The following is a 25,657-nucleotide window of genomic DNA, read 5'->3' on the forward strand; positions in this document are numbered from 1 at the left end:
CGGTCGGCCACCGGTGCGACGTCGGCACGGCACGGACGCGACACGAGCAGGCACACCGGGCAGGAACAGGACTGAAGGAGCACACGCATGACGGAGACGATCCGCCGCACCTCACGGGTGCGGGCCTCCGAGCTGGTCGGCCGCGGATGGCTGAACACCGGAGGGAAGGAGGTCACCCTCGAGGATCTGCGCGGCAAGATCGTCATCCTGGACTTCTGGACCTTCTGCTGCATCAACTGCCTCCATGTGCTCGATGAGATGCGTCCGCTGGAGCAGAAGCACTCCGATGTGCTGGTCACAGTGGGCGTGCATTCCCCGAAGTTCGAGCACGAGGCGGACCCGGAGGCCCTGGCCGCCGCCGTCGAGCGCTACGAGATCGCCCATCCGGTGCTCGATGACCCGAACCTGATCACCTGGCAGGCCTACTCGGCCCGCGCCTGGCCGACCCTGGTCGTCGTCGACCCTGAGGGCTACATCGCCGCCAACCTGGCCGGCGAGGGTCACGTGGCCGGGCTGGAGTCCCTCGTGGAGGAGCTGGTCGCCGAGCACGAGGCCAAAGGCACCCTGCACCGCGGCGACGGCCCCTATGTGCCACCTGAGCCGGTCTCCCGCACGCTGCGCTTCCCGGGCAAGGCCGTGCCGGTCACCCGCCCGCTGGGCGGGGACGACTCCTCGGTGGGCCGCTTCCTGGTGGCGGACACCGGCCATCACCGGATCGTGGAGCTCGACCCTGACCTGCAGACCGTATCTCGCAGCTGGGGCGGCGGGGAGCCCGACGCAGAGCCCGGTGCGGAGAAGGGCCACCGCGACGGCGACGCCGACGTCGCGCTGTTCACCGAGCCGCAGGGCCTGGCCGTGCTCCCGGCTGAGGTGGCCGAACAGGTGGGCTATGACCTCGTCGTCGCCGATACGGTGAACCACCGGCTGCGCGGCATCGACGTGTTCACCGGCCAGGTGACCACGGTGGCCGGCAACGGCGTGCAGCGGCTCATCGACTCCGAGCGGGTGACCCAGACCGAGCGCCCCGAGGTGGGCAGCCTGGGCATGGCACCTCTGGGGGTCTCGCTGTCCTCCCCGTGGGACGTGCTGTGGTCCCCGGTGACCGGCTCGGTGATCATCGCGATGGCCGGCACCCACCAGATCTTCTCCTTCGACCCCGTCACCGGTGAGCTGAAGGTGCTGGCCGGCACCGGGCTGGAAGGTCTGACCGACGGCCCGGCCGACGAGTCCTGGTTCGCCCAGACCTCCGGGCTCGCCGCCGACGCCGCAGGGGATGTGTGGATCGCCGACTCCGAGACGTCCTCGTTGCGGGTGCTGCGGCTCAGCCAGAACCCGGAGGCTCCTGCGGTGGAGACCATCATCGGGGAAGGGCTGTTCGACTTCGGCTTCCGCGACGGAGACCCTGCTGAGGCGCGCCTGCAGCACCCGTTGGGTGTGACCGTGCTGCCGGACTCCTCGGTGCTGGTGGCCGACACCTACAACGGGGCCATCCGCAGGTACCGCGGCGAGCACCGGGCGGCCGACGGCACCACCGTGGCCGCCGCCGTCTCCACTGTGGCCCGTGGGCTGAAGGAACCCTCCGACGTGCTGCTGGACTCCGACGGCACCACCCTGCTGGTGGTGGAGACCAACGCTCACGAGCTGGTCCGCGTGGCCATCCCCGAAGAGTTCCTCACCGTGGACGAGGGCGCGCAGGAGACCCAGCGGCCCACGACCCCGGTGGCCCCCGGCGAGTTCAGCCTGAGCATCGGCTTCGAGGCGCCCACCGGGCAGAAGCTCGACGACCGTTGGGGCGACCCCACCCAGCTGAAGATCTCCTCCTCCCCGGAGGAGCTGATCGCCGAAGGAGCCGGCAACGGTGAGGGGCTGAGCCGCACCCTGCGGCTGAATCCCTCGGTGCCGGAGGGCGTCCTGCACATCACGGCTCGGGCGGCAGCCTGTGACGGGGCTCCGGGTCAGGAGATCCCGATGCATGCCGCCTGCCACCTGTACCAGCAGGACTGGGGGATCCCGGTGACCGTCGAAGAGGGCGGGGACTCCGCCCTGACGCTGGACCTGCGCGGCATCAGGTGAACTGAGCGGGAGCCCCTGCCGCTCCGTGAACGGGCAGGTCAGCCATGTCACACTGGACTCTGCACATTCGTCGGAGCAGCCGGATCGTGACAGGTCCGCCTTACAGGAGAGGCATGACATGGCCGGATCCTCCCCATCCCGCACCGGAGCAGAGGAGCCGACGGCGTCGCGTCGGTCCCCGTGGCGCTGGTACCTGGACGTCCCACTTATCTGGAAGCTCGCTGTCGCCCTGGTGCTCGGCGTCGTCGCCGGGCTGGTGGTCGGACCGCCTATCGCCGTCGTGCAGCCCTTGGGGGACATCTTCCTGCGGCTGCTGACGATGCTGGTGATGCCGCTGATCCTGCTCACCCTCATCGCCGGGGTCGCCTCCGTCTCGCCGAAGACGCTGGGACGTATCGGCGGCAAGGCCTTCGTCTACTACCTGGTCACCACCGCCTTCGCGATGACCATCGGCATCGGCGTCGCGCTGCTGGTCTCTCCGGGCGCCGGACTGAGCCTGCCCGGCGACGCGGAGGTCGACGAGGAGACGGCCCCGCCGCTGGCGGAGGTCCTCACCGGCATCGTGCCGGACAACATCTTCAGCGCTCTCGCCGAGGGCGAGGTGCTGGCGGTGATGTTCTTCGCCCTGGCCGTCGGCGTCGCGCTGGCCTTCATGCAGGACAGCACCGACGACCACCTCGCCGGACTGGCCATGCACCTGCGCCGATTCGTCGACGGAGGCGTGGAGCTGGTGTTCCTGGTCATCCGCGGGGTGCTGCAGTACTCACCCATCGGTGTGTTCGCGCTCATCGCCGTCGTGGTGGGGGAGACCGGCGCCGATGCGCTGCTCCCACTGGCCTCGCTGACCGGTGTGGTCTACGGCAGCATCATCCTGCAGATCGTCGTCTACGCCCTGATCCTGCTGCTGTTCCGTGCCCCGGTGGGCCGGTTCTTTCGTGAGGCCAAGGAGCCCATGCTCACCGGTTTCGTCACCCGCTCATCCAGCGGCACCCTGCCGGTCACCATCCGTGCCGCCGAGCGGCTGGGCGTGCGCAAGGGCGTCTACTCCTTCACGCTGCCGCTGGGTGCGACCATCAACATGGACGGCACCGCCATCTATGTGGGCGCGGCGACGGTGTTCATCGCCAATGTCACCGGCACGCAGCTGACCCTGACGCAGCTGGCCACCGTGGCCGCCGTGGGCGTGCTCGCGTCCGTCGGCACCGCCGGAGTGCCCGGTGCCGGGCTGATCATGCTCACCATGGCCGTCACCGCCGCCGGGCTGCCCATGGCGCCGGTGGCGCTGGTGGCCGGCATCGACGCCATCCTGGACATGGGCCGCACCCTGTGCAACGTCGCCGGCGACCTGACCGGCACCCGGATCATCGCGAAGTCCGAACCCGGAATGCTGGTGGACCCCGACGCCCCGCCGGAGGTCGGCGAGGTCGACGAGGCGGATGAGGCAGGCACCGGCCAGTCCGGCGCCGGCTGAGACTGACACCGGCTGAGACGGGACCGGCTGACATCGGACGGGCGGGTCAGCGGCTTGAGCCCAGGGCCTCCCGCAGGGGGACCCGCTGGCCGGTGCGCAGCAGCGAGCGGCTGTAGACCCGAGCGGCGATGAGCATGAACGCCACGGCTGCGGCGAGCAGCACGGCCAGGGCCAGGATCGGCTCGAACCACATCGCCTCGTTGAAGAACATCCGCAGCGGCATGGCCACCGGCGCGCTGAACGGCACATAGGACGCGATGGTCATGATCAGCGAGTTGTCGTGGAAGAAGACCACCACGAAGTACGGGATCATGCTCAGCATCATCGTGGGCGTGATCACCGCTCCCGAGTCCTCCTGCCGGGAGACCAGTGCCGCACCGGCGGCGAACATAGCGGCGATCAGCACGAATCCGGGGATGAAGAACAGCACGAACCACAGCATCGGCACGGTGAGCATGTCCAGCACGTCCTGCTGTCCGGAGAGCATCAGGGCCGCGGCGGCGGCCGCGGCGATCACCACCGCCTGACCGATGGCCAGCACCGAGTTGCCCAGCACTTTGCCGGCCAGCAGAGACCGCGCCGTGATCGAGGAGAGCAGGATCTCCACGATCCGAGACTGCTTCTCCTGGATGGTGTTCTGCACGATCATCATGCCCGAAGTGATCGAGAGCATCATGAAGACCAGGCCGAACAACATCGCCACGACCATGCGCAGCCCACCGTCGCTCTCGTCCTCGAGCGTGCTCAGCGTCGGGGAGGCGGAGAGCAGCTGGGCGACATCGGCGGGCTCGGAGTCCAAGCCGATCACCTGCAGGCCCACTGGGGAGTGTGCGTCGGCGGTGATGATCGCCTCCACGTCACCGTCGCGCAGCATCTCCTCGGCGGCTGCCATGTCGGCGGCGTCCACACGCTCCAGGCCGTCGGAGGGGAGAGCCTCGGCCGCCTGGCCGGCGTCGACGACGGCGACCTCCGGGGCATCGTCCTCCCCGCCGCCGAAGAGCCCCATGGCCACGATGCCGCCGGCGACGAACAGTATGGTGATGAGCTGGCTGATCAGGAACGCCTTGCTGCGCACCTGGGAGGTGATCTCCCGTTCGGCCACCAGCAGCGAGGCCTGGCCGACGCTCAGCGGCGCGGGGGAGAGGGTGGGCGAGGGGGCGCTCATCGGGCGACCTCCTTCTCCAGGTGGTGGGTGGACTGTTCCGTGCGCGGCTCTGTGGCGTCGACCTGTGTGGCATCGACCTGTGCGGCGACGTCCTTGAAGATCTCACTGAGACTGGGCAGCAGCGGGGTGAAACGCAGGACCGGGCCCTGCTGGGCGGCGCGCTGCAGCACCTGCTGGGCGGTCTCGGCTCCGGCGCGGAACAGCACCCGCCCGGCGGCAGACTCGTCGATCTCGACGTCGGGGACATCTCGGACCCAGCCGGCGTCGTCCTCGGTGACCAGCTCATAGCGCCGGGTGCCGTGCCGCTCGCGCAGCTCCTCCCGCCCTCCCTCCGCCAGGATCCGGCCGGCGCCGATGATCACCAGGTCATCGCAGAGCCGCTCCACGACGTCCAGCTGGTGGGAGGAGAAGAGCACGACGGCGCCCGCCTCGGCCTGCTCGGTGAGCACGGAGAGGACGACCTCGACCGCCATCGGGTCCAGCCCGGAGAACGGCTCGTCGAGGATCAGGACGTCAGGGTCGTGGATCAGGGCCGCGGCGATCTGCACTCGCTGCTGGTTCCCCAGGGACAGCGACTCCAGCGGATCGTCGCCGCGCTCCGAGAGGTCCAGGCGGGCCAGCAGGGCTTCGGCTCGACGCCGGGCCTCATGGCGGTCGAAGCCATGGAGGCGCGCCAAGTAGCTGAGCTGCTCGGCCACCCGCATCTTGGGGTAGAGTCCGCGCTCCTCCGGCATGTAGCCGAACCGGACGCGGGACGCCGGGCTCACAGGGGTGCCGTCGAGCCGGACGGTGCCGGAATCGGCGTCCAGGACGCCGAGGGTGATGCGCATAGTGGTGGTCTTCCCGGCGCCGTTGCCGCCGACGAAGCCGGTCAGCCTGCCCCTCCGGGCGGAGAAGGAGACGTCGTGGAGCACCTGGCGACCGGAATAGGACCTGCAGACGGAGTCGAGTTCGAGCATGCTCCGAGCCTAGGCCGGAGCACCGACAGGCGGATCCCCCGACCGGGGGAACCTGCCGGTGAAGAATGCGGACTTCACGCTCTGGTGACGGTCATCGTCGTATGCGACGGGTCTTCATCGTGGCGGCCGGGTGCCGCTCGCAGGGCTGGCGCAGACGGGGTGTCAGGGGCTCAGCCGGCATGGTGTCGCCCCTGCCGTGTGCGCCATTCGTTCGGCGGCATGTCATGACATCGGCGGAAAGCGCGATAGAAGGTGCGCTCGTCGCTGAACCCCGCCGCATAGCCGATGGCAGCGATGGTGGCGTCGCTCCGGACCAGCAGGCGTTCGGCGCGCCGCAGGCGGGCACGGCGCAGGTGGGCCGCCGGCGTCGTGGCGCCATGGTCGGCGAAGAGCTTCTCCAGGGATCGACGGGAGATCCCCAGGCGGCGCGCCACACTCTCGATGGTGAGCTGTGGGTCCGCGCTGTCCCGTTCCATGATCGCCTGCGCCGAGGCGACGAGGGACTCTCCCGAGAGAGCGCCCTCGACTTCGCCGTCGTCGAGGGTACGGATGCCGTCGGCCAGCAGCTCGAGCACGATGTGGCCATACATCTCGCCCTGCACGGCATCAAGCGACTCCTCGGCTGTGAGCAGCTCCTGGACGATATGACGAAGCACGGTCGTGGACCGTCCAGCCACGGGAATCGCGGTCGATCGTCGGGCCGCAGCTGGGGCGATGCGCACCAGAGATCGGGGAGCCTGGACGACGTACTCGCTCATCGGACGGTCGAAGCGGAGCTCATAGGGTCGGTCAGTTTCATACAGGGCTGCCTGGGACGGAATCAGGTGGGCCTGTCGGCCGCCCTGGGTCACCGTGCCGGCGCCAGCGATCTGGAGCGACAGCAGCACATCTTCCCTCGGTTCGGCGGCGATCAGTCGGCCTGAGCGGACGATCCGCGAGGCCCCGGAGGAGACGTGGGCGAGGCGCACTGGACCCAGGTGACGTGTGGTGATGTGCGCAGTGAAGTCATCATCTGCGCAGGTCGTCAGAGTCCTCGGGCAGGCGAGGAGAGGGACGAAGCTCCTGCTACAGATCTCGCTCCAGTGGCCGAAGCTGTCGGCGACATGGTGCTCCATAGTCTGAGGATAGAGACGAGAGGTCGGCTGGACAAGAGCGGATGCGGCGGACTCACGGACCGGCGGCGGGGCGCAGATCGTCGCAAGGTCCTGCGCAGATCGCCTCTCTCTCCGGCCCCTTGGACGTCCATGATGGTGATCACCAGCACATTCCGAGAGGATCTGGAGACACTCATGGACATCAACTACACGCGCACTGTGCGGGCCGCGGTGGTTCAGCAGGAGCCGGTCTGGCTTGACCTCGAAGGGGCCGTCGAGAAGACAGTCGAGCTGATCAGAGAAGCCGCTGATCACGGTGCTGAGATCATCGCTTTCCCAGAGACCTGGATCCCCAACTATCCCTGGTGGATCTGGCTCGACTCGGTGGCCTGGCAGTCCCAGTTCACCGTGCCCTACGCCGCGAACTCGCTCACCGTCGAGGGGCGAGAGATGAGGGCGATCCAGGATGCCGCCCGCCGGTCCGGCATCGTCGTCGGCCTCGGGTACAGCGAGCGGGACGCCGGATCGCTGTACATGGGACAGGCTGTCATCGAGGCGGACGGCACCCTGGTCTCCGCCCGGCGCAAGCTCAAGCCCACGCATGTGGAGCGTACGGTCTTCGGCGAGGGCGACGGCTCGGACTTGATCGTCACCGAGACGAGTCTCGGGAGGATCGGCTCGCTCTGCTGTTGGGAACATCTCCAGCCCTTGAGCAAGTACGCGCTGTTCTCCCAGCACGAGCAGATCCACATCGCCTCGTGGCCCAGCTTCTCGATCTTCCCCGGGGCCGTGTATGCGCTGGGCCCAGAGGTCAACACGGCAGCCTCGCAGCAGTACGCCGTCGAGGGACAGACTTTCGTGCTCGCCGCATCTGCAGTCGTGGGTGAAGCGGGACTCCGGATCTTCGCCGACACGGAGGAGAAGCGCGGACTCATCCACCCCGGCGGCGGATACGCACGGATCTTCGCTCCCGACGGGCGGATGCTCGCCGAACCGCTTGCGCCGGACGAGGAAGGCATCCTGTACGCAGATCTCGATCTTTCCGCGATCCTGGCCGCTAAGAACGCTGCCGATCCAGTGGGTCACTACTCGCGACCGGACGTCCTGCAGCTGCGGTTCAACGATCAGCAACAGCCCCGCGTGACGCGAGGCGGACACCGAGAGGATCCGCAGATCCTGCCTCCGGAGAGCGGCCTCCAAGAGGCTGGGCAGGAGACGGCGTCCGATGCGGGGGCGGTCGAATGACGCTGTGCCGTCCACGGGGTCGGTGAGACGAGTGAGACGCGCAATGGCCCAGAGTGGTGCGGGTCATCACCGGCACCGTCCTGAGGTGTCGTTCGTCATCTGTGACCGACCATGGTCGCATGCAGGCTGTCAGTCCATCGCGGTCGGGACCTCAGGTGGGGTCTCCGTCCGGGGTGACGATCCGATGGTGGTAGGCGTAGGCGACGGCCTCCACGCGGTTGCGCAGATGCAGCTTCGCCAGCACTCGGGACATATGCGTCTTCACGGTCTCCGCTCCGATGAACAGCCGCACACCGATCTCCGCGTTCGACAGTCCCCGGGCCGCCAGGCTGAGCACCTCCACCTCGCGCTCACTCAGGGGGTCCGGCGCCGTCCCTCCACGGGGCTCCCGGGTGCCCGGGCCGCCGTCGTGGACGTCCGCGTCGCGCGGGTTTCCGGACCTGACCGCTCGGCGGATCAGCGACCGGGTGACCTCAGGGGCCAGCAGCGCCTCGCCGCCGGCCACGGTGCGGATGCCCTCGGCGAGCTGCTCGGGAGAGGCGGTCTTCAGCAGGAACCCGCTGGCGCCGGCCTGCAACGCGCGCAGCAGATAGTCCTCACGGTTGAAGGTGGTCAGCATGATGACCTCCGCCGTCCCGGATCCCCGCACTCGAGCAGTGGCCTCGATGCCGTCCATGCCGGGCATCTCGATGTCCATGCAGATCACGTGCGGGCGCAGTCGCTCGGCGATCTCCACCGCCTCCTGCCCCGAGGAGGCAGTGCCGATCACTTGTAGATCCGGCTGCGCGTCCAGGATCGTGGCGATGCCCTGGAGCAGCAGCGGCTGGTCGTCGGCGAGCAGCACCCGGACGGGGGAGTCGGGTGTCGACGGCGTACCTGACACGGGCGTCTGCGGTGCAGAGACCTGTTGGGCGGGCATCTCCGATGCGTGCGTCACAGTCTCTCCTTGAAGGCCAGGGCCGGCTCCGTGGCGGAGTCGGCGGGGTCGGCTGCCGTACTGGCGGCGGTGTCGACCGCCTCGATGTCCAGCGGCAGCTCGACCCGCACCATGAAGCCGCCCTCGGGGGTGGGGCCGGTCTCCAGGCGCCCCCCGGCGGCCGCGGCCCGCTCACGCATCCCCTGAAGGCCATGCCCTCCCGCGCGGCGTGAGGGCGTCCGGGCACCGGAGGGGTGCTGGGCGGCACGGCCGCCGCCGTCGTCGGTGACCTCGAGCTCCACGGAGGCGCTGCGCCACCGGATCCGCAGGCTCGTCTGGGCGGAGGGGCCGGCATGCTTGCGCACGTTTGTCAGCGACTCCTGGGCCACCCGGTACAGGGTCAGGGAGGCCAGCGGCTCCAGGGGCCGCGGATCCCCGTGCACCTGATGGTCCACGGCGATGCCAGCGCTGCGCAGCTGCTCCATCAGGTCGGGGATGTGCTCGGCGCGCAGGGTGCTGGTGACGGCGTCCTGGTCGTGCGTGCGCAGCACGCCCAGCAGGTGGTGCAGCTCCGCCACGGAGCGTCGGGCGGCGTCCTCCACGCGCCGGATGCACCGTTCGGCCTCGCCGGGATCGGTGGGCAGCACCGTCCGGGCGGCGGACGCCTGGATCCCCATGAGGGAGACGTGATGGGCCACCGAGTCGTGCAGCTCGCGGGCCAGGCGGAGCCGCTCCAGCGCGATGGTCTGCTGGGCGACGAGGGCCCGCTCGGCGCGCAGCTGCTCGGCGCGCTCTTCGGCCCGGGCACGGTCCCGGGCGGACTCCCACGCCCGGTGGCCGAACCAGATGGCGCCGGCGAAGAACAGGACGTTGGTGAGCAGCTGGTACAGGATCATGGCCAGCGCAGGGGTCAGCGCCCCCGGCGCCAGAGGTTCGTCGGAGTCGAACATCGGCTCCACGGAGATGCGGATGAACGAGACCAGGAGCCAGGCCGCCATCGCGGCCACCACCGTCCAGCGCGCGATGCGGGCAGCCCGGTCCCGGGCCCTCCACGCGCCCAGCGTGTAGAGGACCAGGAAGATGGAGATGTTGCTGATGAGCAGCTCCGGCACCCGCAGCTCGCCGCTGAGGATCATGGCCCCGGCCACCACGACGGCGACGACGGCCGGACGCCGACGTCGCCACGCGACCGGCAGGTGCAGCAGCGCCAGGCACAGGACCGAGACCACGGGACCGGCAGGATCCTCATAGAAGCCCAGCCCGCGGCCGAGGGTCAGTGACAGCACCGCCCCGCAGAACAGGGCCAGCGCGATCAGCATGTCGTGGCGCAGCTCCTCCGTGGTGGGACAGCGCCGTCGCCACTCGTGAGAGTCCGCAGAGACCCCGGATCGGGCTGTCGAGGCAGCGGGAGACGTCGCGGCGGATTCAGACTCGGGCGCCGTCATCGGGGTCCTCCTGCAGTGGGCGGCGGCGTGCGGAGCGCCAGGGGGCTCTGGGCGCGATCTCTGTCAGAGGTCACTGAAGGGGAGGGTAGCCGGATCCGTGCGGGCGCGCCATCGTCGTCGCGTTCTGCCCGGGGCTAGGAGTCAGTAGACTCAGAGAAGCATCTCAGGACTGGGAAAGGTGGATGCCCTCATGACCACGTTGGTCGTCACGGCGAGCAAGCACGGCTCCACGGCGGAGATCGGTGAGCGGATCGCCACCACGCTGAATGCCCGCGGCGTCGCCACCCATGTGAAGGACGTCTCCGAGGCCGGGCAGTGGCTGTACGAGGCGGACAACGTCGTCGTCGGCCTGCCCGTCTACCGGCAGGCGCTCTACGGGCCCGGGAAGCTGTTCCTGGACAGCAACCGCACCGAGCTCAGCGGAAAGCCGCTGTTCCTCTTCGCGGTGGGCGGCGGGCCCCGGCTCGACGAGCCGCTCTACGCGGCCCTGCGTCAGCATCCGCACCGGGAGATGGCGTACTTCCGGGGCGCCATCGACGCGGAGAAGATCAGCTTCTTCGAGAAGGTGCAGCTGACCGTCGCCAAAGCTCCGAAGGATGCCGACTTCCGCGACTGGCCGGCCATCGAGGACTGGGCCAGCTCGCTGCTGGCCTACGGCATCAGCTGAGGCTCCTGCACGCCACTCTCCACGTTGCCTCCGCGGTTCGGGCCCTTATGACCGCGAATATCGCGTCATAAGGGCCCGAACCGCGGAGGCAACGCGTCGGGTCGGATCTCAGCCCTGGGCGTCGAGCTCCGTCAGCACGCGCGCGACGACGGCGTCGGTCGAGAGGCCGTAGCGGTCGTGCAGGGTCGGCAGCGCCCCGGCGTCGAGGAACTCATCGGGCAGCGCGATGGGGTGCACCGGTCTGCCCACGGGCCGCCGGGCCAGCGCGGCCGCCACAGACTCGAACAGCCCGCCGATCACCGTGTGGTTCTCGCAGGTGAGCGTCAGCCGCGGCGAGTCGATCTCGGCCAGCACCGTCTCGGCGTCGAAGGGCTTGATGGTGGGGCAGTGCAGCACCGCGACGTCGACGTCGTGGGCGGCGAGCTTCTCCGCGGCCAGCAGCGCGCGCATGGTCATCAGGCCGCTGGCGATCAGCAGCACATCCGTGCCCGGGCGCACCAGCTTCGCCTTTCCCAGCTCGAAGCTGTAGTCGTATTCGTGGAGCACCCGCGGCACGGCTCCGCGCAGCAGGCGGGTGTAGCTCGGGCCGGGGGCGGCGGCCAGTTGGGGGACGGCCTGCTCGATGTCGACGGCGTCGGCCGGGTCCACGATGGTCAGGTTCGGCATGCCACGCAGGATCGAGATGTCCTCGGTGGCCTGATGCGATGGCCCGTAGCCGGTGGTCAGTCCGGGCAGCGCCGCCATGACGTTGACGTTGAGCTCGGGCTCCGCGATGTCCAGGCACAGGAAGTCGTAGGCGCGGCGGGTCGCGAACACCGAGTAGGTGGTCACGAACGGCACCAGGCCGGTCTGCGCCATGCCGGCGGCTGCTCCGAGCATCAGCTGCTCGGCCATCCCCATCTGGTAGTAGCGCTGCGGGTGCTCTCGGCCGAAGATGTGCAGATCGGTGTACTTGCCCAGATCCGCGGTCAGGCCGACGATCCGTTCGTCCCGCGCGGCCACGGCGTTGAGCGCGTGCCCGAAGGGTGCCCGGGTGGTCTCGACGCCGGGGTCGGCGATCGAGGCGATCATCGCCGCCGACCGCAGCGGCTTCTGCTCCGCGGTGTTCGAGGTGCTCATCGGACGTCCTCCTCAGTCTCGTCGGACCTGTGGCCGGCGGTCAGCTGCTCCTTGCAGAGCGGCCATTCCTCCTCGGCGATCTTCATGAAGTGCAGCTTTTCCCGACTCTCGAGCATCGGCACGCCCTTCCCGAGCACGGTGTCGCAGATGATGACATGCGGGCGCCCGGTGGGGGATGCCCCCTCGGCGGCCTCGTCGAAGGCTCGGATGAGCGCCTCGACGTCGTGGCCGTCCACCCGCTGGGCGTGCCAGCCGAAGGACTCCCAGCGCTCTACCTGGGGTTCGTTGCGCATCACGTCCTCAGTGCGCCCATCGGCCTGCATGCCGTTCATGTCCACCAGGGCGATCAGGTTCCCCAGCTGGAAATGGCTCGCGCTCATCGCGGCCTCCCAGGTGGACCCCTCGTCGAGCTCACCGTCGGAGAGCAGATTGAGCACCAGGGGCCGCCCGCGGCCCTGGTGGCGCAGCCCCAGCGCGGTGCCCACGGCGATGCCGAGCCCGTGGCCCAGGGATCCGCCGGAGATCTCCATGCCGGGAGTGTAGGTGGACATCCCCGACATCGGCAGCCGGGAGCCGTCAGCGGCGTAGGTGGTCAGCTCCTCGCGGGGGATCGTCCCGGCTTCAGCCAGTGCGGAGTACACGGCCAGAGCGTAATGCCCGATGGAGAGCAGGAACCTGTCGCGGTCCTCCCAGTCGGGGTTCGCCGGGTCCAGGTGCATCTGATCGGTGTAGGCGACGGCGAGCAGGTCGGCCGCGCCGAGCGCCTGGCCGACGTAACCCTCCCCCTGGGCCTCGCCCTGCTCGAGGACGCCCATCCGAATCTGGTAGGCGGCCTCCTGGGCTGACTTCACCCTGACGTCGAGGCCGCGGTCGCGCATCGGTGCGCGCATACCGGGCTGTGGTGAGGTGCTCATGGTGGTCCTTCCTGTGCGGTCGTGAGGGAGATCAGCGGTGGTTTCGGGCCAGCAGTCTGAGGATCTCGGCGCGGCTGCGCGCGGCGTCGTCCTCGCGGTCCTCCTCGGCGATGTCATGGGTCTCCAGCTCGAGGATGTAAGTGCCGGTGAAGCGTGCCGCCTCCAGCGCGGAGATCACCGAGGCGAAGTCCACCTGGCCGCGTCCGATGCCGAGGTTCAGGTCGCCCGGGACGGCGTCACGCAGGTGGACCCGCTCCACGCGAGGGGCGCAGCTGCGCAGCCAGGCGATCGGGTCGTCCCCGGAGGCCACGATGTGCGAGACGTCGAAGAGCAGCCCGAAGATCTCCTCCCCGACGACGTCGAGGACCTTCTGCGCACGCTCCACCGAGTGCACATAGCGCAGGTGGTGCAGCAGCTCCACCTGCAGCCGCACACCCCGGTCGGCGCAGATCCGCGCCAGCAGACGCAGGTTCCCCGCGATGACCTGCAGATCCGTCTCCTCGTCCTGGAAGGGCTCCCAGGAGGATCGTCCGCAGGGGACGATCAGCGTGCCTCCGACGGCGGCGGCCAGATCGGCCAGTCCCGAGGCCACATGGGTGAGTCTCTCCGGGGCCAGGGCAGGGTCGTTGAGGTCCCCGACGTCGGAGTTCACGGCCCCGCCGTGCAGCCCGTGGTGCTGGAGCGCCTCGACGTAGGAGGCGGGGTCACCGGTGAAGGGGACCGGCACGTGGTCCACCACCGCGGGGATCGCACCGAGGTCCACCTCGGTCGCGCCAAGCTCGGCGATGATCCGCAGGGCGTCCTGGACGGTGCGGTGCCGGAAGGAGATCGTGGAGATTCCGACCCGTGGGTCCTCGACAGATGCGGCGGGCCTCCCCAGGGAAGTCTCCGACGCAGGCTCCTGCGTGGTGTCAGGCAATGTACGCCCCTCCGTTGATGTTGTGGGTGCCGCCGGTGATGTAGCCGGCGTCGATGCCGGAGAGCCACACCACCAGGGCTCCGATCTCCTCTGCGCTGCCCTGGCGTCGCATCGGCACCGCGGCCGAGAGCCGTGCCTCGTTCTCCTCGTCGGTGGCGCCTGCGCGGATGTCGGTGTCCACCACACCCGGGGAGATCGCATTGACGGTGATCCCGTGCTCGGCGACCTCACGGGCCAGCGAGCGGGTCAGCCCCAGGATTCCGGCCTTCGCGGCGGAGTACGGGGTCTTGGAGAACACCCCGCCACCCTGCTGTGCGGAGACCGAAGACATGTTCACCACCCGGCCGTAGCCGTGCTCGAGCATGTCCGGCAGGAAGGCCTGGGTCACCAGGAACGTCCCGGTGAGGTTCACATCCATGACGCGCTGCCACAGCTTGAGGTCGACCTCCAGGAACGGCACCGGCGAGGCCAGCCCCGCGATGTTGGCCAACGCGCCGACCGGCGGCAGCCCGGAGGAGCGCACGGCCTCTGCGGCGGCCACCACGGAGTCCTTGTCCGTCACGTCCACAGGAACGCCCAGCGCCGAGACGCCCGTCTCCTCAGCGATCTCAGCCGCGGCGGCGCTGGCGCCGTCGCCGTCGAGGTCCAGCAGTGCGACGGCCCAGCCCTGGAGGGCATAGCGGCGGGCCGTGGCACGGCCGATGCCGCGGGGCGAGGCTGCGCCGGTGATGACGGCGGTGCGCTGCGGCTCAGGGGCGGTGGAGTGGTGGTTCACGGTGGTGTTCCTTTCACGGATGTCGGGCGGGGTTCGAGCGGGTGGTCAGCTGTTCAGCGGGAGGACATGCCTCAGAGCGTGACCAGCAGCGAGGGGACGAAGGCGATCAGCAGCAGGACCAGCATCGCCACTGCATAGAAGGGGAGAAGGGCTCTGACGGTCTGTTCGACCTTGACCTCACCGATGGAGGAAGAGATGTACAGAGTGGTGCCCACCGGCGGCGTGAACAGGCCGATCGCCAGGGCCAGGACCATCACCACTCCGAGATGCACAGGGTCCATCCCGATGCGGTCTGCCAGCGGCAGCAGCACCGGGGTGAGGAGCAGGATCGCCGGAGACATGTCCAGGAACATCCCCACCAGCAGTAGCAGGACGATCATGGCCAGCATGATCAGCCACGGGGCGTCCACGGTGTCCAGGACCAGAGATGCCAGACGCTGAGGCAGCTCCTGAACGGTGAGCAGCCAGCTCAGCGCGGAGGAGGTCATAATCAGCAGCATCACCACGCCGGTGGCGGCGGAGGTGGAGATCATCGACTGCAGGAAGCCCTTCACCGAGAGGTCCCGGTAGATCGTCACCCGCAGGACCACCGCATAGAGGGCGGCCAGCACCGAGACCTCGGTGACCGTGGCGACGCCGTAGAGCAGCACCAGGCGGATCATCAGTACCGGCAGCACGATCGCGGGAAGCGCGAGCAGCAGGTCCTTCAGCAGCCGCTTCGGGGTCAGCCTGACCCGCACCCGGGGGAAGCCGTTGCGGAGGGCGACGAACCAACAGACGAGCAGCATGCCGACCGCCAGGATGATGCCCGGCACCACACCGGCGGCGAAGACCGCCGCCACCGAGGCGCCGGAGGTCGCCGCGAACAGGATCATCGGGATCGACGGCGGGATGATGACTCCGAGGATCGACGTCGAGGAGTTCACAGCCGCCGCGTAGGAGGCCGGATACCCGACCTTCTTGGTCCAGGGGATCAGCACTCGGCCCAGACCTGAGGCGTCGGCCACCGCCGAGCCGGAGACTCCGGAGAACACCAGCGAGGTGACCACGCTGGACTGCCCGACACCGCCCCGGAAGCGACCCACGATGCGCGTGGCCAGACCGATGACCTGACGGCCCAGGGTGCCGTTGGCCAGCAGGTCCGCAGTGAGGATGAAGAAGGGGATCGCCAGCAGCAGGAAGTCCCCGGTGGGCTGGAAGGAGGCCTGGGTGGCCACGTGGAGCGGGAAGTCGCCCACCAGCAGCAGGCCCACCAGGGTGGCGGCCAGGATGGCGAAGGCCACCGGCACGCCCACTGCCAGCAGCGCCAGCAGGGCGATCATCGCGAATAGGATCTCAGACACCGTAGACCTCCTCCTTCGCGCCGACGGCATCGGCTGTGACGTCATCTGTCCGCCCGCGGGCGAAGGACCAGGCCCGGGCGAAGCTCTGCACCGCGAGGCAGGCCGCCATCAGCATGAAGGCGGCGAAGCTGCCGAATCGTGGCCAGCCCAGGATCGGGGTGATCTGGGCGAGCAGCGGCTCGACAAGGCTCAGCGAGAGCACTGTGATCACGGCGAAGAGCGTGCCGCTGAAGACCCAGATGCCCACCTGGGTGCCCTGTGCGCCGCGCGGCCCGAGCCGGGTGAGCACGAAGTCCACGGCGATGTGGCCTCCCAGGGCCATGGCCACGATGACGCCGCCGGCGATGATCCACGGGTACAGATAGGCGGGCAGCTCGGTGGCGAAGTCCATGGAGGAGCCGGTCGCGTACCGGAGGACGACGGCGACCAGCAGCAGCACCCAGACGATCAGCAGTGAGCTCACCGCGATGGTGGCGCCGACCTTCCGGAAGGCCTCGTTGATCGGATCTCCGGCGCGGGGGATGACGATCTCCGTGTCCGGCCGCTCGATCTCGGCGAGGTCGGCCTCGGAGAGGAAGCGCTCGTCGTCGCGTGTCTCCTGGGAAGTGGGGCGGGTGTTCACGGCGCATCCTCCTCGTGCGTGGCGCGGGTCTGCTCCGCGGCCTCGGTGATCAGCTCGTAGAACTCGGGGTGCTTCTGCCGCCAGGCCTCGTAGACGTCCCCGGTGGCTTCGCGGAAGGCCTCGCGGTCCGGATGGGTGACCTCGAGGGTGTCCTCGTACTCGCTGTAGATCTCCTCGGTCTGCTCCTGCATGAGCGCCCGCTGGTGGTCGCGGGCCTCGATCGCCAGCTCGGAGAGCAGCTCCTGGTCCTCCTCGTCGAGCGTGGCCCAGGTCTGTGTGGAGATGACGAAGGGGTTCAGCTCGTATTTGTGGCCGGTGACGGCCAGATGGTCCTGGACCTCGTGGAGCGAGGAGGAGTGGATGTTCACCACCGGGTTCTCCTGCCCGTCCACCGCGCCCTGGCGCAGGCCCAGGTACAGCTCGCCGAAGGCCATCGGGGTGGGAGAGGCACCGAGGGAGCGGAAGATGTCGATGGTCATCGGGTCGTCCGGGGTGCGGATCTGGAGCCCGCGCAGGTCTTCGACGTCCTCGATGGGGCGGGTGCTGTTGGTGATGTCGCGGATGCCGTTGTCCCACCACGCGAGCACGTGGTAGCCGCGCTCTTCGGCCTCGGCGGCCAGGTGGTCGCCGGCCTCCCCGTCGATGACCTCGTAGGCGTGCTCGCTGTTCTCGAAGAGGAACGGCAGACCCACCAGGTTGGCCTCGGGGACCACCGGAGAGAAGGGCCCCTGGGAGTTCACCGACATGTCCAGAGTGCCGGAGGCGACGGAGACCATCATGTCGCTGTCGGAGCCGAGAGACTCCTGGCCCAGCACCTGGGCCTCGATGCGTCCATCGGTCTCCTCGGCCACGCGTTCGCTGAAGTGCTCAGCGGCCAGGGATCGCGGGTTGCCCGGCTCGGCTCCGTGACCGAGCAGCAGGCGGCGGGAGTCGTCGGCCTCGGCATCGGCGCCGGTGCCGCAGGAGGCGAGGCCTGCGGTGAGAGCCAGGACGCCGAGGGCGGCGGTGGCCCGCAGGCCGCGGCGGGGCCGGGGAGAGCGGCAGCGGAACCGGCCGGGGCCTCGTGGGTCGGAAGGCTGGGATGTCACGGGACACTCCTCGTGTCACAGCTGGGCATGGGGTCGAAGTTCTTCTGCAGGTGGTGCGTATCACGTGTGCTGGCTCACCATCATGCGGGCTCTGGGGTCAACTGTCAACAGTTGGTAAAAAGATGTTGACAGAGCGGGAACGTGCGAATGCTCAGGCAGGAGAGCGCGCATCACCAGGGTGGGCGGGCTGCGGAATCCTCCCAGCGCCGCTCAGGGGGACTGGACGAAGAGAGAGGGGAAGGGCTGGAAGGGTCGGGAGGGGAGGCCCCGAGGCCTCCCCTCAGGCGCTCCAGCGCCGGGCGGCCTCGTCCATGTGGGCGAAGAAGGCCGCTCTGGCGCCGACCGGGTCTTCGGCGGCGATGGCCTCCACCAAGGGGGCGTGATGGTCGGCGTTCATGATGTCGACGGGGTCGCCCTGGCCGGGGGAGAACATGACCACGCGCATCCGGTCCTCCAGGCCGGCCCAGGTCTCCATGAGCGTGGCGTTGCCGGAGAGCTCGCAGAGGCGCTGGTGGAACGCCAGGTCGAGCTCCAGCCGCCGGAGGTAGTCGACGTCGTCCTCCTGGGCGGGCGGCAGGAGGGTGTGCAGCTCGGCGGCGACCGCGGCGGCGTCGCCGCGTGCGATGATCTCCTCCACGGCCAGGGTCTCCAGAGCGGCGCGCACACGGAAGATCTCCCCGATCTCCCCGGGGCTCAGAGTGCGGACCCGGACCTTTCCGCGCGAGTCGCCGGTGACGAGTCCGGCCTGCTGGAGGGTCCGCAGCGCCTCCCGCACCGTGCCGCGGCTGACCCCGTAGCTCTCGGCCAGCTCAGTCTCGGCCAGGTGGTCGCCCGGCCGGAAGGTTCCGCTGAGGACGGCCTCGCGCAGCGACTCGAGCACCTGTTCGCGAAGGGTCATGCGGTTCAGCTTGGGCAGTCGCGGGTTCGGCATGGCGTCAAGCCTACCGGCATGTGTCGACAGTTGACGTGGTCCGGCGTCGTCCACCACGATGCCTCCGCGTTTTGGGCCCTTATGCGGTCTTTGTGGCGCCCATAAGGGCCCAAAACGCGGAGCCAACGCGATCAGGGGCGAGTACAGTGCAGGGCATGCACACTGCCGACTTCTACACCGGCCTGGTGGCCCAGATGTATGCCCCGCTGAAGAGTGAGAGCTTCGACGCCGGCCCCTACGCCGAATTCATCCGCGTCCATGGGCAGCCCGCCCTGGAACTCGGATGCGGCGACGGGGAGCCGATGCTGGAACTGCTGCAGCAGGGACTCGACGTCGACGGCGTCGACTCCTCTCCGGACATGCTGGCCCGCTTCCGCACGGTCGCGGAGATCCAAGGACTGGCACCGCAGCTCCACGCGCAGCGCATGGAGGAGCTGGATCTTCAGCGGAGTTACCGGTCCGTCTTCCTCGCCGGGCCCACCATCCTGCTGCTGCCGGACGATGCCGCCGTCGTCGAGACGCTGCGCCGCATCAGGGAGCACCTCGCTCCTGAGGGAGCGGCGCTCGTCCCGCTCTGGATTCCCGAGCCCGCCGCGGGGGAGGACATCGGCCAGGTGCGGGAGACCGTCGACGACGACGGCGCCGTCCTGCGACTGACTCTGGTGAGCCAGGACCGTGACGAGCGGAGCCGCACCCAGCGGACCGTGCTGCGCTACGAGCGGCGCCGGGGCGACGTCGTCGACGTCGCGGAGCGTGAATGGCTGCTGCACTGGCACACGCGAGCCGGGTTCGCCGCACTCGCCGAACGCGCCGGGTTGCATGCCGAGACACGGGCAGACGGGGGAGACGCCTCGAGCCTCGACTCTCCGGGCAGCAGCTGGTCAGTGCTGCTCAGACGATGGTGAACCCGCCGTCGATGCGCAGATCGGCACCGTTCACCATCGCCGCCTCCTGCGAGGACAGGTAGACGACGGCCGCGGCGATCTCCTCCGGCTCGGCGAACCGTCGGGTGGGGATCTCGGCCTGGTGCGCCTCACCGTGCGGGCCGTCCCAGGCCTGACGGCCCAATTCGGTCATCACCACGGTGGGGGAAATGGTGTTGGCGGTGACCCCGTGGGGACCCAGCTCGCGGGCCAGGGACGCCGTGAGCCCGAACAGCCCGGACTTCGAGGCCCCGTAGGCGGCGTGGTGCTCCAGCGCCACATGCGCCGCCTGGGAGGCGATGTTCACGATGCGCCCGTATCCGGCGGCCTTCATGTGCCGGCCCGCGGCCCGGCAGGCGAGGAAAGTGCCGGTGAGGTTCACCTGCAGCACCTTCTCCCAGGTCTCGACGGGCACCTGCTCCACCGGATCCAGCGCCACGATCCCGGCAGAGTTCACCAGGATGTCCACGGCCCCGTGGTCGGCGACGACGGCGGCAAGCGTCTCCTCCACTGCTTCGGCGTCGGTGACGTCCAGACGCCGCGTGTCCACGCCGTCGCCGTCGGGGTGCGCGGCGCGCAGCTGCTCGGCCGTGGCGGTGAGCCGGTCCGCGTCCAGATCAGCCAGCACGACCTTCGCGTGCTGCCGAGCGAAGCCGTGGGCGATCGCCTGGCCGAGGCCGGAGGCGCCGCCGGTCACCACGGCGACCCGGCCGGTGAGGTCGAACAGTGCGGCGCCGGCCGAGCTCACCCGCAGCTCCCGGTCTGCTCGTACCTGCTGATCGCGGCGACCTTCTCGGCAGAGGCGCTGGAGGTGTCGAACTCGTGGTCCAGCCACTCCTTCGCCAGCTTGCGGGCGAGCTCCTTGCCGACCACGCGCTGACCCATGCACAGCACCTGGGCGTTGTTGGAGAGCACCGAGCGCTCCACGGAGAAGGGGTCGTGGGCGGTGACGGCGCGAATCCCGGGCACCTTGTTCGCGGAGATCGCCACACCGAGACCGGTGCCGCAGATCAGCAGGGCGCGGTCGGCCTTGCCGTCGGCGACCAGTTGGGCCGCGTCGACCGCGATATGCGGGTAGGGGGTGTGGCCGTCGGCGTCCACCCCGACGTCGACCACGGACTCCACGCGGTCATCCGCCTCGAAGTCGGCCTTCAGGGTCTCTTTGTAGTCGTAGCCGGCATCGTCGCAGCCGACCACCAGTCGCAGCTTCCTGCTCATGGTCTGTCCTTTCCTCGGGTGTGTGGTCTGTGATGGGGCAGGGGAGATGTCATCCCTGCGCGGACGGTTCAGCGCAGGTGCTCTCCCAGGCGGTGCAGGATCATCGCCATGGAGACGGCCCCGGCGTCCGGAGTGCCCAGGCTCTTCTCCGCCAGCGGCCGGGCACGGCCGACCGCCGGGCGCAGGTCCCGGGTGGTCTCGGCGGCCCGGGTGGCTTCGGCGCTGGCCTCGGACCAGGCGGTGGCCAGCGGATCGCCGGCGACGACGGCGACCTCGAGAGTTTCGACGAAGGGCACCAGCGAGTCCAGCAGGGTCTTGTCGCCGACTCGGGCGCGGCCCAGCTGCTGCATGGACTCCTGGAAGGCGCGCACCGCCGCGGCGGCATCCTGCGCCGAGTAGGAGTCGGCGTCGTCGTCGAGCGTGGCCGCAGCGGCCTCCAGGGCCGCGCCCCACAGCACCCCGGAGGTGCCGCCGGCGTCGTCGGCCCAGGCCCGTCCGCCTGCGCGGATCACCTGGGACGCGCCGGCATGTGGGGGAACCTGCTCCACGGCGGCCAGGGCGGCGAGGATGCCGCGCAGCATCCCTCGGCCGTGGTCGCCGTCCCCGGCGACGGCGTCGATGCGGCCCAGCTCCTCGGACTTCTCCTCCAGCAGCACGGCCAGGTCGGCGGCCGCGGTGCGCACGCGGGCGGCCAGGTCCTGCCCTGTCTCGCCGGCCACGGGGATCTCGGCCTGCGGCGCCTGGGGGGTGACGCTCGTGCGGGCGCCGGTGCCGGCCGGCAGCGCGGAGGCCACCCGCTTGAAGGCAGGGGTGTAGGCATCGGCGGTCCACCAGCGCTCCAGGTCCTCGTCCAGCCACATCAGGGTCAGCGAGCAGCCGCCCATGTCCAGGCTGGTGACCAGTTCGCCGATCTCGGGCTGGACCACCTCGTAGCCGCGGTCGCGCAGCAGCGCGGCCACGGTGCCCCAGACCAGGAACAGCTCCTCGTACTTGGTGGTGCCCAGGCCGTTGAGCACAGCCGCGACGCGCGTCCCTGCGCCGGCAGGCGCCTCCGCCACCACGCGTTCCACGAACAGGGCGGCGAGCTCCTCGGCGCGCAGCATCGGCACGTCCTTGATGCCGGGCTCGCCGTGGATGCCCAGTCCCAGGCCCAGGTGGCCTTCGGGGACCTGGAACAGCGGTTCCTCGGCCCCGGGCATGGTGCAGCCGGAGAAGGCGACACCCAGGGTGCGGGTCATCGTATTCGCGTGGTTCCCGGCGGCCTCGACGGCGTCGATGTCCAGACCCTCGGCGGCGGCGGCGCCCAGCACCTTGAACACGGTGAGGTCACCGGCGATGCCGCGGCGCTTCTCCGGCTCCTCGGCGGAGGCGATGTCATCGGTGACCACCACGACGCGGGCGTCGATGCCCTCGGCGGCCAGGCGCTGGGTGGCCAGGCCGAAGTTCATGGTGTCCCCGGCGTAGTTGCCGAAGGTGAAGATCACGCCCCGGCCGTTGTCCGCGGCGCGGCCCACGGAGCAGGCGCGGCTGGCCGAGGGGGAGGTGAAGATGTTGCCGATCACGGCGCCGTGGGCCAGCCCGGGGCCCACCAGGCCGGAGAAGGCCGGGTAGTGTCCGGATCCTCCGCCGACGACGACGGCGACCTCGGGGCTGGGCTGCGGCGCGGTGGAGACCACTCCGCCGTCGACACCGTGCAGGCGGTCGGAGAAGGCGTCGAGGAAGCCGGCGAGCTGATCCTCCATGAAGCTGGCCGGGTCATTGAACAGAGTGGTCACGGCGGGGGTCTCCTTGGGCGGGACGGCGGATGGGTGCGTGGGAAGGGCGACGACGGCGGGCCGGCCGGTGTGGCCGGAGCCGCCGTCGTGCGGTCATCGTGTCGAGGCGGTGCGGGGGTCGGTCTGGGCAGGTGAGTCGTCCTGCGGGTCCACCGGCAGAGGCTGCGCGGGGTCGACCGCCTCCTCGGTCAGCGGCACCTGCCGGCGGCCGAAGAGCTTCCCGTGCTTCTCCTTGATCTCGTCCTGGGGGACCTTCAGATGGCGGATCATGACGAAGGCGCAGGCATAGAGGGCGACGAAGATCCACACCACCAGCGAGTTGCGGGCGAAGTCGCTCATCCCGATCCAGCTGGCGACGTTGAACACGATCGCCACCACGGCGGAGCCGACGAAGATCGCACCCCCTGCGGCGGTGGTGTACATCGCCATGGCGGCCCCCCGATGGTCGGGGGCCAGGGCCGGCATGATGGCGCCCATCGGGACGAATCCGGCCAGCAGGCAGCCGAAGATGCAGCCGGCGACCACCGAGAGGACGTAGCCCCAGGTGGATCCGGGCGGCACCATGTGGGGGACGTACCACCACAGCAGCAGTCCGACGGCGGACCCGGTGATGCCGAACCACTTCACGGTCCGGCGCCAGCCCCAGCGATCCCCGATGGCGCCGAAGACGGCGTTGACCAGGATGTTGGTCGCGTAGACGGCCACGGTCATCGCCAGCCAGCGCGACTGGCCCCAGCCCAGGGTCGTGGAGATCACCACGGGCAGCATGATGAACATGCCGAACTGCGGGGCGGTGTTGATCAGGCGGATCATGAAGCCCATCGCGACCCTGCGGTTGGTGAAGGTCAGCCGGATCCCGGCGGTGAGCACCTGGGAGGCGGACTCGCCGGCCGGAGCCAAACGGTGCCGGCCGCGCTCGTCGCGGATCCCGAAGTGGGCCAGCAGGAACCCGAGCGCGACCAGTCCGCCGGCCAGCCACATGGCGCCGGTCTCGCCGACGCCGCCCTCTCCGCCGCCGCCGAAGGCCGGGATCGCTCCGAGGGCGACCAGCGAACCCAGCGTGGGGAGGCCGCCGGTGTACATCACGTAGAACCAGCCGATCGCCGTGGAGTTCCTCTCCGGCGGGGCGGTGATGTTGACCCAGACGATGAAGGCGAAGGCGAACATCGGGAATCCGAAGCCGCGCAGGAAGTAGGTGATCGCGGCCAGCTCCAGACTGCCGGCGGCCAGGGAGACCAGGAACAGCACCTGGAAGACCACGAAGATCACCGCACCGGCGGCCATGATCCGACGGGGTCCGAAGAGGTCGGAGAGGGATCCGCCGAGGTAGGAGGCGATGAGCACCGAGACGGAATGACCGGTGATGATGGCTGAGACGGTGGCCTCGGGGGAGCCGAGCACCTCCACCATGTGCGGGGTGAGGATGTTGGACTCCACTCCGACACCGGTCATGACCAGCAGCAGGCCGAAGAAGCCGAAGCGCAGCACGTGGGGCATGCCCAGCCGGTCCAGCCGGGACTCGTCGGGGTGGCCCGCGGGCAGCGGTCCGGCGCTCGTCGTGCCGGAGGTGCGGGACGTCGTCGAGGTGCTCATGCCTCACCGTCCTGGAGGTTGTTCGCCGTGCCGGCAGGGACCGGGCCGTTGGGCAGGATCGAGACCTTCACCGACTGGCCGGAGGAGTCGGCGACCATGTTCAGGGCGTCCTGGAAACGCTCCAGCGGGTACTGGTGGGTGCAGATGCGCTCCATGGGAAGCTTGTCGTCCTCGATCAGCTTGATCGCCGCGGGCCAGCAGTGCGGGCCGAGGTGAGCTCCGAGGACGTCGAGCTCCTTGTCGTCGGAGATGATCGACCAATCCACGGAGGCCTTGTCCTTGAACACGGAGTACTCCACGAAGCGGCCCAGCTTGCGCAGCAGGTTCAGGCCCTGGCCGACGGCGGAGGGGTGGCCGGTGGCCTCGATGTAGACGTCGGCGCCGTAGCCGCCGGTCAGCTCCTTGACCTTCGCGACGGCGTCCTCCTCGGCGATGTTGATGGTGACGTCGGCTCCGCAGGCTCTGGCCAGCTCGAGCTTCTCCTCGACCATGTCCAGGGCGATGATGCGCAGCGGGTTCTTCTGCCGCGCCCCGGCGATGGCGGAGAGGCCGATGGGTCCTGCGCCGGCGATCACCACGGTGTCCTCGAACTGGATGCCGCCGCGCTCCACGGCGTGCATGGCGCAGGAGAGCGGCTCAGAGAAGGCCGCGAACTGGCCCGGCAGGTCGGTGGAGACCGGGTGGGTCAGCGCCTGCACGGGGATCAGCACGTACTCGGCCATGGCCCCGTCGAAGCCCTTGAAGCCGAACATGTCATGGGGCTCGCACATCCAGTAGATGCCGCGGCCGCAGTAGAAGCAGTCGCCGCACGGGACGATCTGCTCGCAGGCCAGGCGGTCGCCGAAGGCCACGCTGCGGGACTCCAGCGCGCCGTCTCCGGCGGCGACGACGGTGCCGACGAACTCGTGCCCGGGGATGCGGTCCGTCTCGGCCCAGGCGTCCTTGTGCTCGCCGCCCCAGAACTTCTCGGCGCCGTGGTAGCACTTCAGGTCCGAGGCGCAGACGCCGACGGCGTCGGTGCGCAGCAGCAGCTCGCCCGGCCCGGGAGTGGGCACGGGGCGCTGCTCGAGCCGATAGTCCTCCGGGCCGTGGACGACGACGGCACGCATGGTGCCGGGGATCTCGACGCCGGGTGCCGTCGTGGTGACGGGGGAGAGGCTGGGGGCGGGGGTGGAGGTGGTGGTCATGGTGAGTGTTCCTCGCTGGTGGGCGGATGCGTCATCGCGGCCGGCCGGCGTCGTCCTCGGGCGGGGCGGCGGGCCGGAGGTGTCCGGCGGGCCGGTGGGCGAGCCCTGGGGCGGCGTCTCCGGTGAGCGGAGCGTCACGTGGGGTAGGTCACGTGAGACCATAGTAACGGGGTCGGAACAAACGTCAAGCACATATGTTCACGCATACAGGGGTG

The 25,657-nt window shown here is 69.7% G+C and carries 23 protein-coding genes; 5 read left to right on the plus strand and 18 right to left on the minus strand.

The features are described from left to right. Positions 1 to 87: 87 nt before the first annotated feature. Positions 88 to 2,073 (plus strand): NHL domain-containing thioredoxin family protein, encoded by a 1,986-nt coding sequence (locus HNR09_RS10250; protein ID WP_179541946.1) that lies wholly within the window; start codon positions 88 to 90, stop codon positions 2,071 to 2,073. 118 nt (positions 2,074 to 2,191) lie between these two features. Further along, positions 2,192 to 3,544, plus strand: coding sequence for a dicarboxylate/amino acid:cation symporter (locus HNR09_RS10255; RefSeq protein ID WP_179541947.1), 1,353 nt, complete (start codon positions 2,192 to 2,194; stop codon positions 3,542 to 3,544). A 46-nt stretch (positions 3,545 to 3,590) separates the two neighbouring features. On the opposite strand, the gene HNR09_RS10260 is transcribed toward HNR09_RS10255, so the two are convergent. The 3 genes from HNR09_RS10260 to HNR09_RS10270 all read right to left on the minus strand — a co-directional run bounded on the left by HNR09_RS10260 (position 3,591) and on the right by HNR09_RS10270 (position 6,783). Beyond that, a complete protein-coding gene (locus HNR09_RS10260; RefSeq protein WP_179541948.1) occupies positions 3,591 to 4,709 on the minus strand; it encodes an ABC transporter permease in 1,119 nt (372 codons plus the stop codon). Continuing rightward, positions 4,706 to 5,668 carry an ABC transporter ATP-binding protein gene (locus HNR09_RS10265; protein ID WP_179541949.1) on the minus strand — a complete coding sequence of 321 codons (963 nt, stop codon included), beginning with the start codon at positions 5,666 to 5,668 and terminating at the stop codon, positions 4,706 to 4,708. The genes HNR09_RS10260 and HNR09_RS10265 overlap by 4 nt, the downstream gene beginning before the upstream one ends. 170 nt (positions 5,669 to 5,838) lie before the next feature. Then, entirely contained in the window at positions 5,839 to 6,783 is a 945-nt protein-coding gene (locus tag HNR09_RS10270) for a helix-turn-helix domain-containing protein (protein WP_179541950.1), read from the minus strand. Positions 6,784 to 6,912: 129 nt separating this feature from the next. Here HNR09_RS10270 and HNR09_RS10275 point away from each other — a divergent pair, with 129 nt between their 5' ends. Then, positions 6,913 to 8,007 (plus strand): carbon-nitrogen hydrolase family protein, encoded by a 1,095-nt coding sequence (locus tag HNR09_RS10275; RefSeq protein ID WP_218881919.1) that lies wholly within the window; start codon positions 6,913 to 6,915, stop codon positions 8,005 to 8,007. A 151-nt stretch (positions 8,008 to 8,158) separates the two neighbouring features. Here the strand turns inward: HNR09_RS10275 and HNR09_RS10280 are convergent, their stop codons facing one another. Next, the gene (locus tag HNR09_RS10280; protein WP_343047514.1) at positions 8,159 to 8,944 is read right to left on the minus strand and encodes a response regulator; all 786 of its coding nucleotides are present in this window, start codon (positions 8,942 to 8,944) and stop codon (positions 8,159 to 8,161) included. Continuing rightward, on the minus strand, positions 8,941 to 10,368 hold the full coding sequence (locus tag HNR09_RS16385) for a sensor histidine kinase (RefSeq protein WP_179541951.1): 1,428 nt from the start codon (positions 10,366 to 10,368) through the stop codon (positions 8,941 to 8,943). Before HNR09_RS16385 ends, HNR09_RS10280 begins: the two co-directional genes overlap by 4 nt. 190 nt (positions 10,369 to 10,558) lie before the next feature. Here HNR09_RS16385 and HNR09_RS10290 point away from each other — a divergent pair, with 190 nt between their 5' ends. Then, positions 10,559 to 11,035 (plus strand): flavodoxin domain-containing protein, encoded by a 477-nt coding sequence (locus tag HNR09_RS10290; RefSeq protein WP_179541952.1) that lies wholly within the window; start codon positions 10,559 to 10,561, stop codon positions 11,033 to 11,035. Between the two features lie 108 nt (positions 11,036 to 11,143). Here HNR09_RS10290 and HNR09_RS10295 read toward each other — a convergent pair whose 3' ends face one another. The 8 genes from HNR09_RS10295 to HNR09_RS10330 all read right to left on the minus strand — a co-directional run bounded on the left by HNR09_RS10295 (position 11,144) and on the right by HNR09_RS10330 (position 18,746). Next, complete coding sequence (locus HNR09_RS10295) at positions 11,144 to 12,154, minus strand: transketolase family protein (RefSeq protein ID WP_179541953.1); 1,011 nt, start codon at positions 12,152 to 12,154, stop codon at positions 11,144 to 11,146. Further along, the gene (locus tag HNR09_RS10300; protein WP_378939184.1) at positions 12,151 to 13,068 is read right to left on the minus strand and encodes a transketolase; all 918 of its coding nucleotides are present in this window, start codon (positions 13,066 to 13,068) and stop codon (positions 12,151 to 12,153) included. The genes HNR09_RS10295 and HNR09_RS10300 overlap by 4 nt, the downstream gene beginning before the upstream one ends. A 31-nt stretch (positions 13,069 to 13,099) precedes the next feature. Continuing rightward, positions 13,100 to 13,987, minus strand: coding sequence for a sugar phosphate isomerase/epimerase family protein (locus HNR09_RS10305; RefSeq protein ID WP_218881920.1), 888 nt, complete (start codon positions 13,985 to 13,987; stop codon positions 13,100 to 13,102). Continuing rightward, positions 13,980 to 14,762, minus strand: a complete 783-nt coding sequence (locus HNR09_RS10310; protein WP_179541954.1) for an SDR family oxidoreductase — start codon at positions 14,760 to 14,762, stop codon at positions 13,980 to 13,982. Before HNR09_RS10310 ends, HNR09_RS10305 begins: the two co-directional genes overlap by 8 nt. A gap of 71 nt (positions 14,763 to 14,833) precedes the next feature. Then, a complete protein-coding gene (locus HNR09_RS10315; RefSeq protein WP_343047515.1) occupies positions 14,834 to 16,105 on the minus strand; it encodes a TRAP transporter large permease in 1,272 nt (423 codons plus the stop codon). After that, on the minus strand, positions 16,098 to 16,727 hold the full coding sequence (locus HNR09_RS16205; RefSeq protein WP_179541955.1) for a TRAP transporter small permease subunit: 630 nt from the start codon (positions 16,725 to 16,727) through the stop codon (positions 16,098 to 16,100). The genes HNR09_RS10315 and HNR09_RS16205 overlap by 8 nt, the downstream gene beginning before the upstream one ends. Then, entirely contained in the window at positions 16,724 to 17,815 is a 1,092-nt protein-coding gene (locus HNR09_RS10325) for a DctP family TRAP transporter solute-binding subunit (protein ID WP_179541956.1), read from the minus strand. The genes HNR09_RS16205 and HNR09_RS10325 overlap by 4 nt, the downstream gene beginning before the upstream one ends. 280 nt (positions 17,816 to 18,095) lie before the next feature. Continuing rightward, entirely contained in the window at positions 18,096 to 18,746 is a 651-nt protein-coding gene (locus tag HNR09_RS10330; protein WP_179541957.1) for a GntR family transcriptional regulator, read from the minus strand. Between the two features lie 155 nt (positions 18,747 to 18,901). Between HNR09_RS10330 and HNR09_RS10335 the strand changes: the two genes are divergently transcribed. Continuing rightward, positions 18,902 to 19,651, plus strand: coding sequence for a class I SAM-dependent methyltransferase (locus HNR09_RS10335; protein WP_179541958.1), 750 nt, complete (start codon positions 18,902 to 18,904; stop codon positions 19,649 to 19,651). Here HNR09_RS10335 and HNR09_RS10340 read toward each other — a convergent pair. The 5 genes from HNR09_RS10340 to HNR09_RS10360 form a co-directional block, all read right to left on the minus strand. Beyond that, positions 19,638 to 20,417 carry a GolD/DthD family dehydrogenase gene (locus HNR09_RS10340; protein WP_343047516.1) on the minus strand — a complete coding sequence of 260 codons (780 nt, stop codon included), beginning with the start codon at positions 20,415 to 20,417 and terminating at the stop codon, positions 19,638 to 19,640. The two genes, HNR09_RS10335 and HNR09_RS10340, sit on opposite strands and share 14 nt — an antisense overlap. Further along, on the minus strand, positions 20,414 to 20,887 hold the full coding sequence (locus HNR09_RS10345) for a ribose-5-phosphate isomerase (RefSeq protein ID WP_179541959.1): 474 nt from the start codon (positions 20,885 to 20,887) through the stop codon (positions 20,414 to 20,416). The genes HNR09_RS10340 and HNR09_RS10345 overlap by 4 nt, the downstream gene beginning before the upstream one ends. Before the next feature lie 68 nt (positions 20,888 to 20,955). After that, positions 20,956 to 22,662 carry a dihydroxyacetone kinase family protein gene (locus tag HNR09_RS10350; protein WP_179541960.1) on the minus strand — a complete coding sequence of 569 codons (1,707 nt, stop codon included), beginning with the start codon at positions 22,660 to 22,662 and terminating at the stop codon, positions 20,956 to 20,958. 93 nt (positions 22,663 to 22,755) lie between these two features. Then, complete coding sequence (locus HNR09_RS10355; protein WP_179541961.1) at positions 22,756 to 24,255, minus strand: RbtT/DalT/CsbX family MFS transporter; 1,500 nt, start codon at positions 24,253 to 24,255, stop codon at positions 22,756 to 22,758. Continuing rightward, positions 24,252 to 25,442 (minus strand): zinc-binding dehydrogenase, encoded by a 1,191-nt coding sequence (locus HNR09_RS10360; RefSeq protein WP_179541962.1) that lies wholly within the window; start codon positions 25,440 to 25,442, stop codon positions 24,252 to 24,254. The genes HNR09_RS10355 and HNR09_RS10360 overlap by 4 nt, the downstream gene beginning before the upstream one ends. Between the last annotated feature and the right edge of the window lie 215 nt (positions 25,443 to 25,657).

The sequence above is a fragment of the Nesterenkonia xinjiangensis genome, assembly GCF_013410745.1.
Classification (GTDB): Bacteria; Actinomycetota; Actinomycetes; order Actinomycetales; family Micrococcaceae; genus Nesterenkonia; species Nesterenkonia xinjiangensis.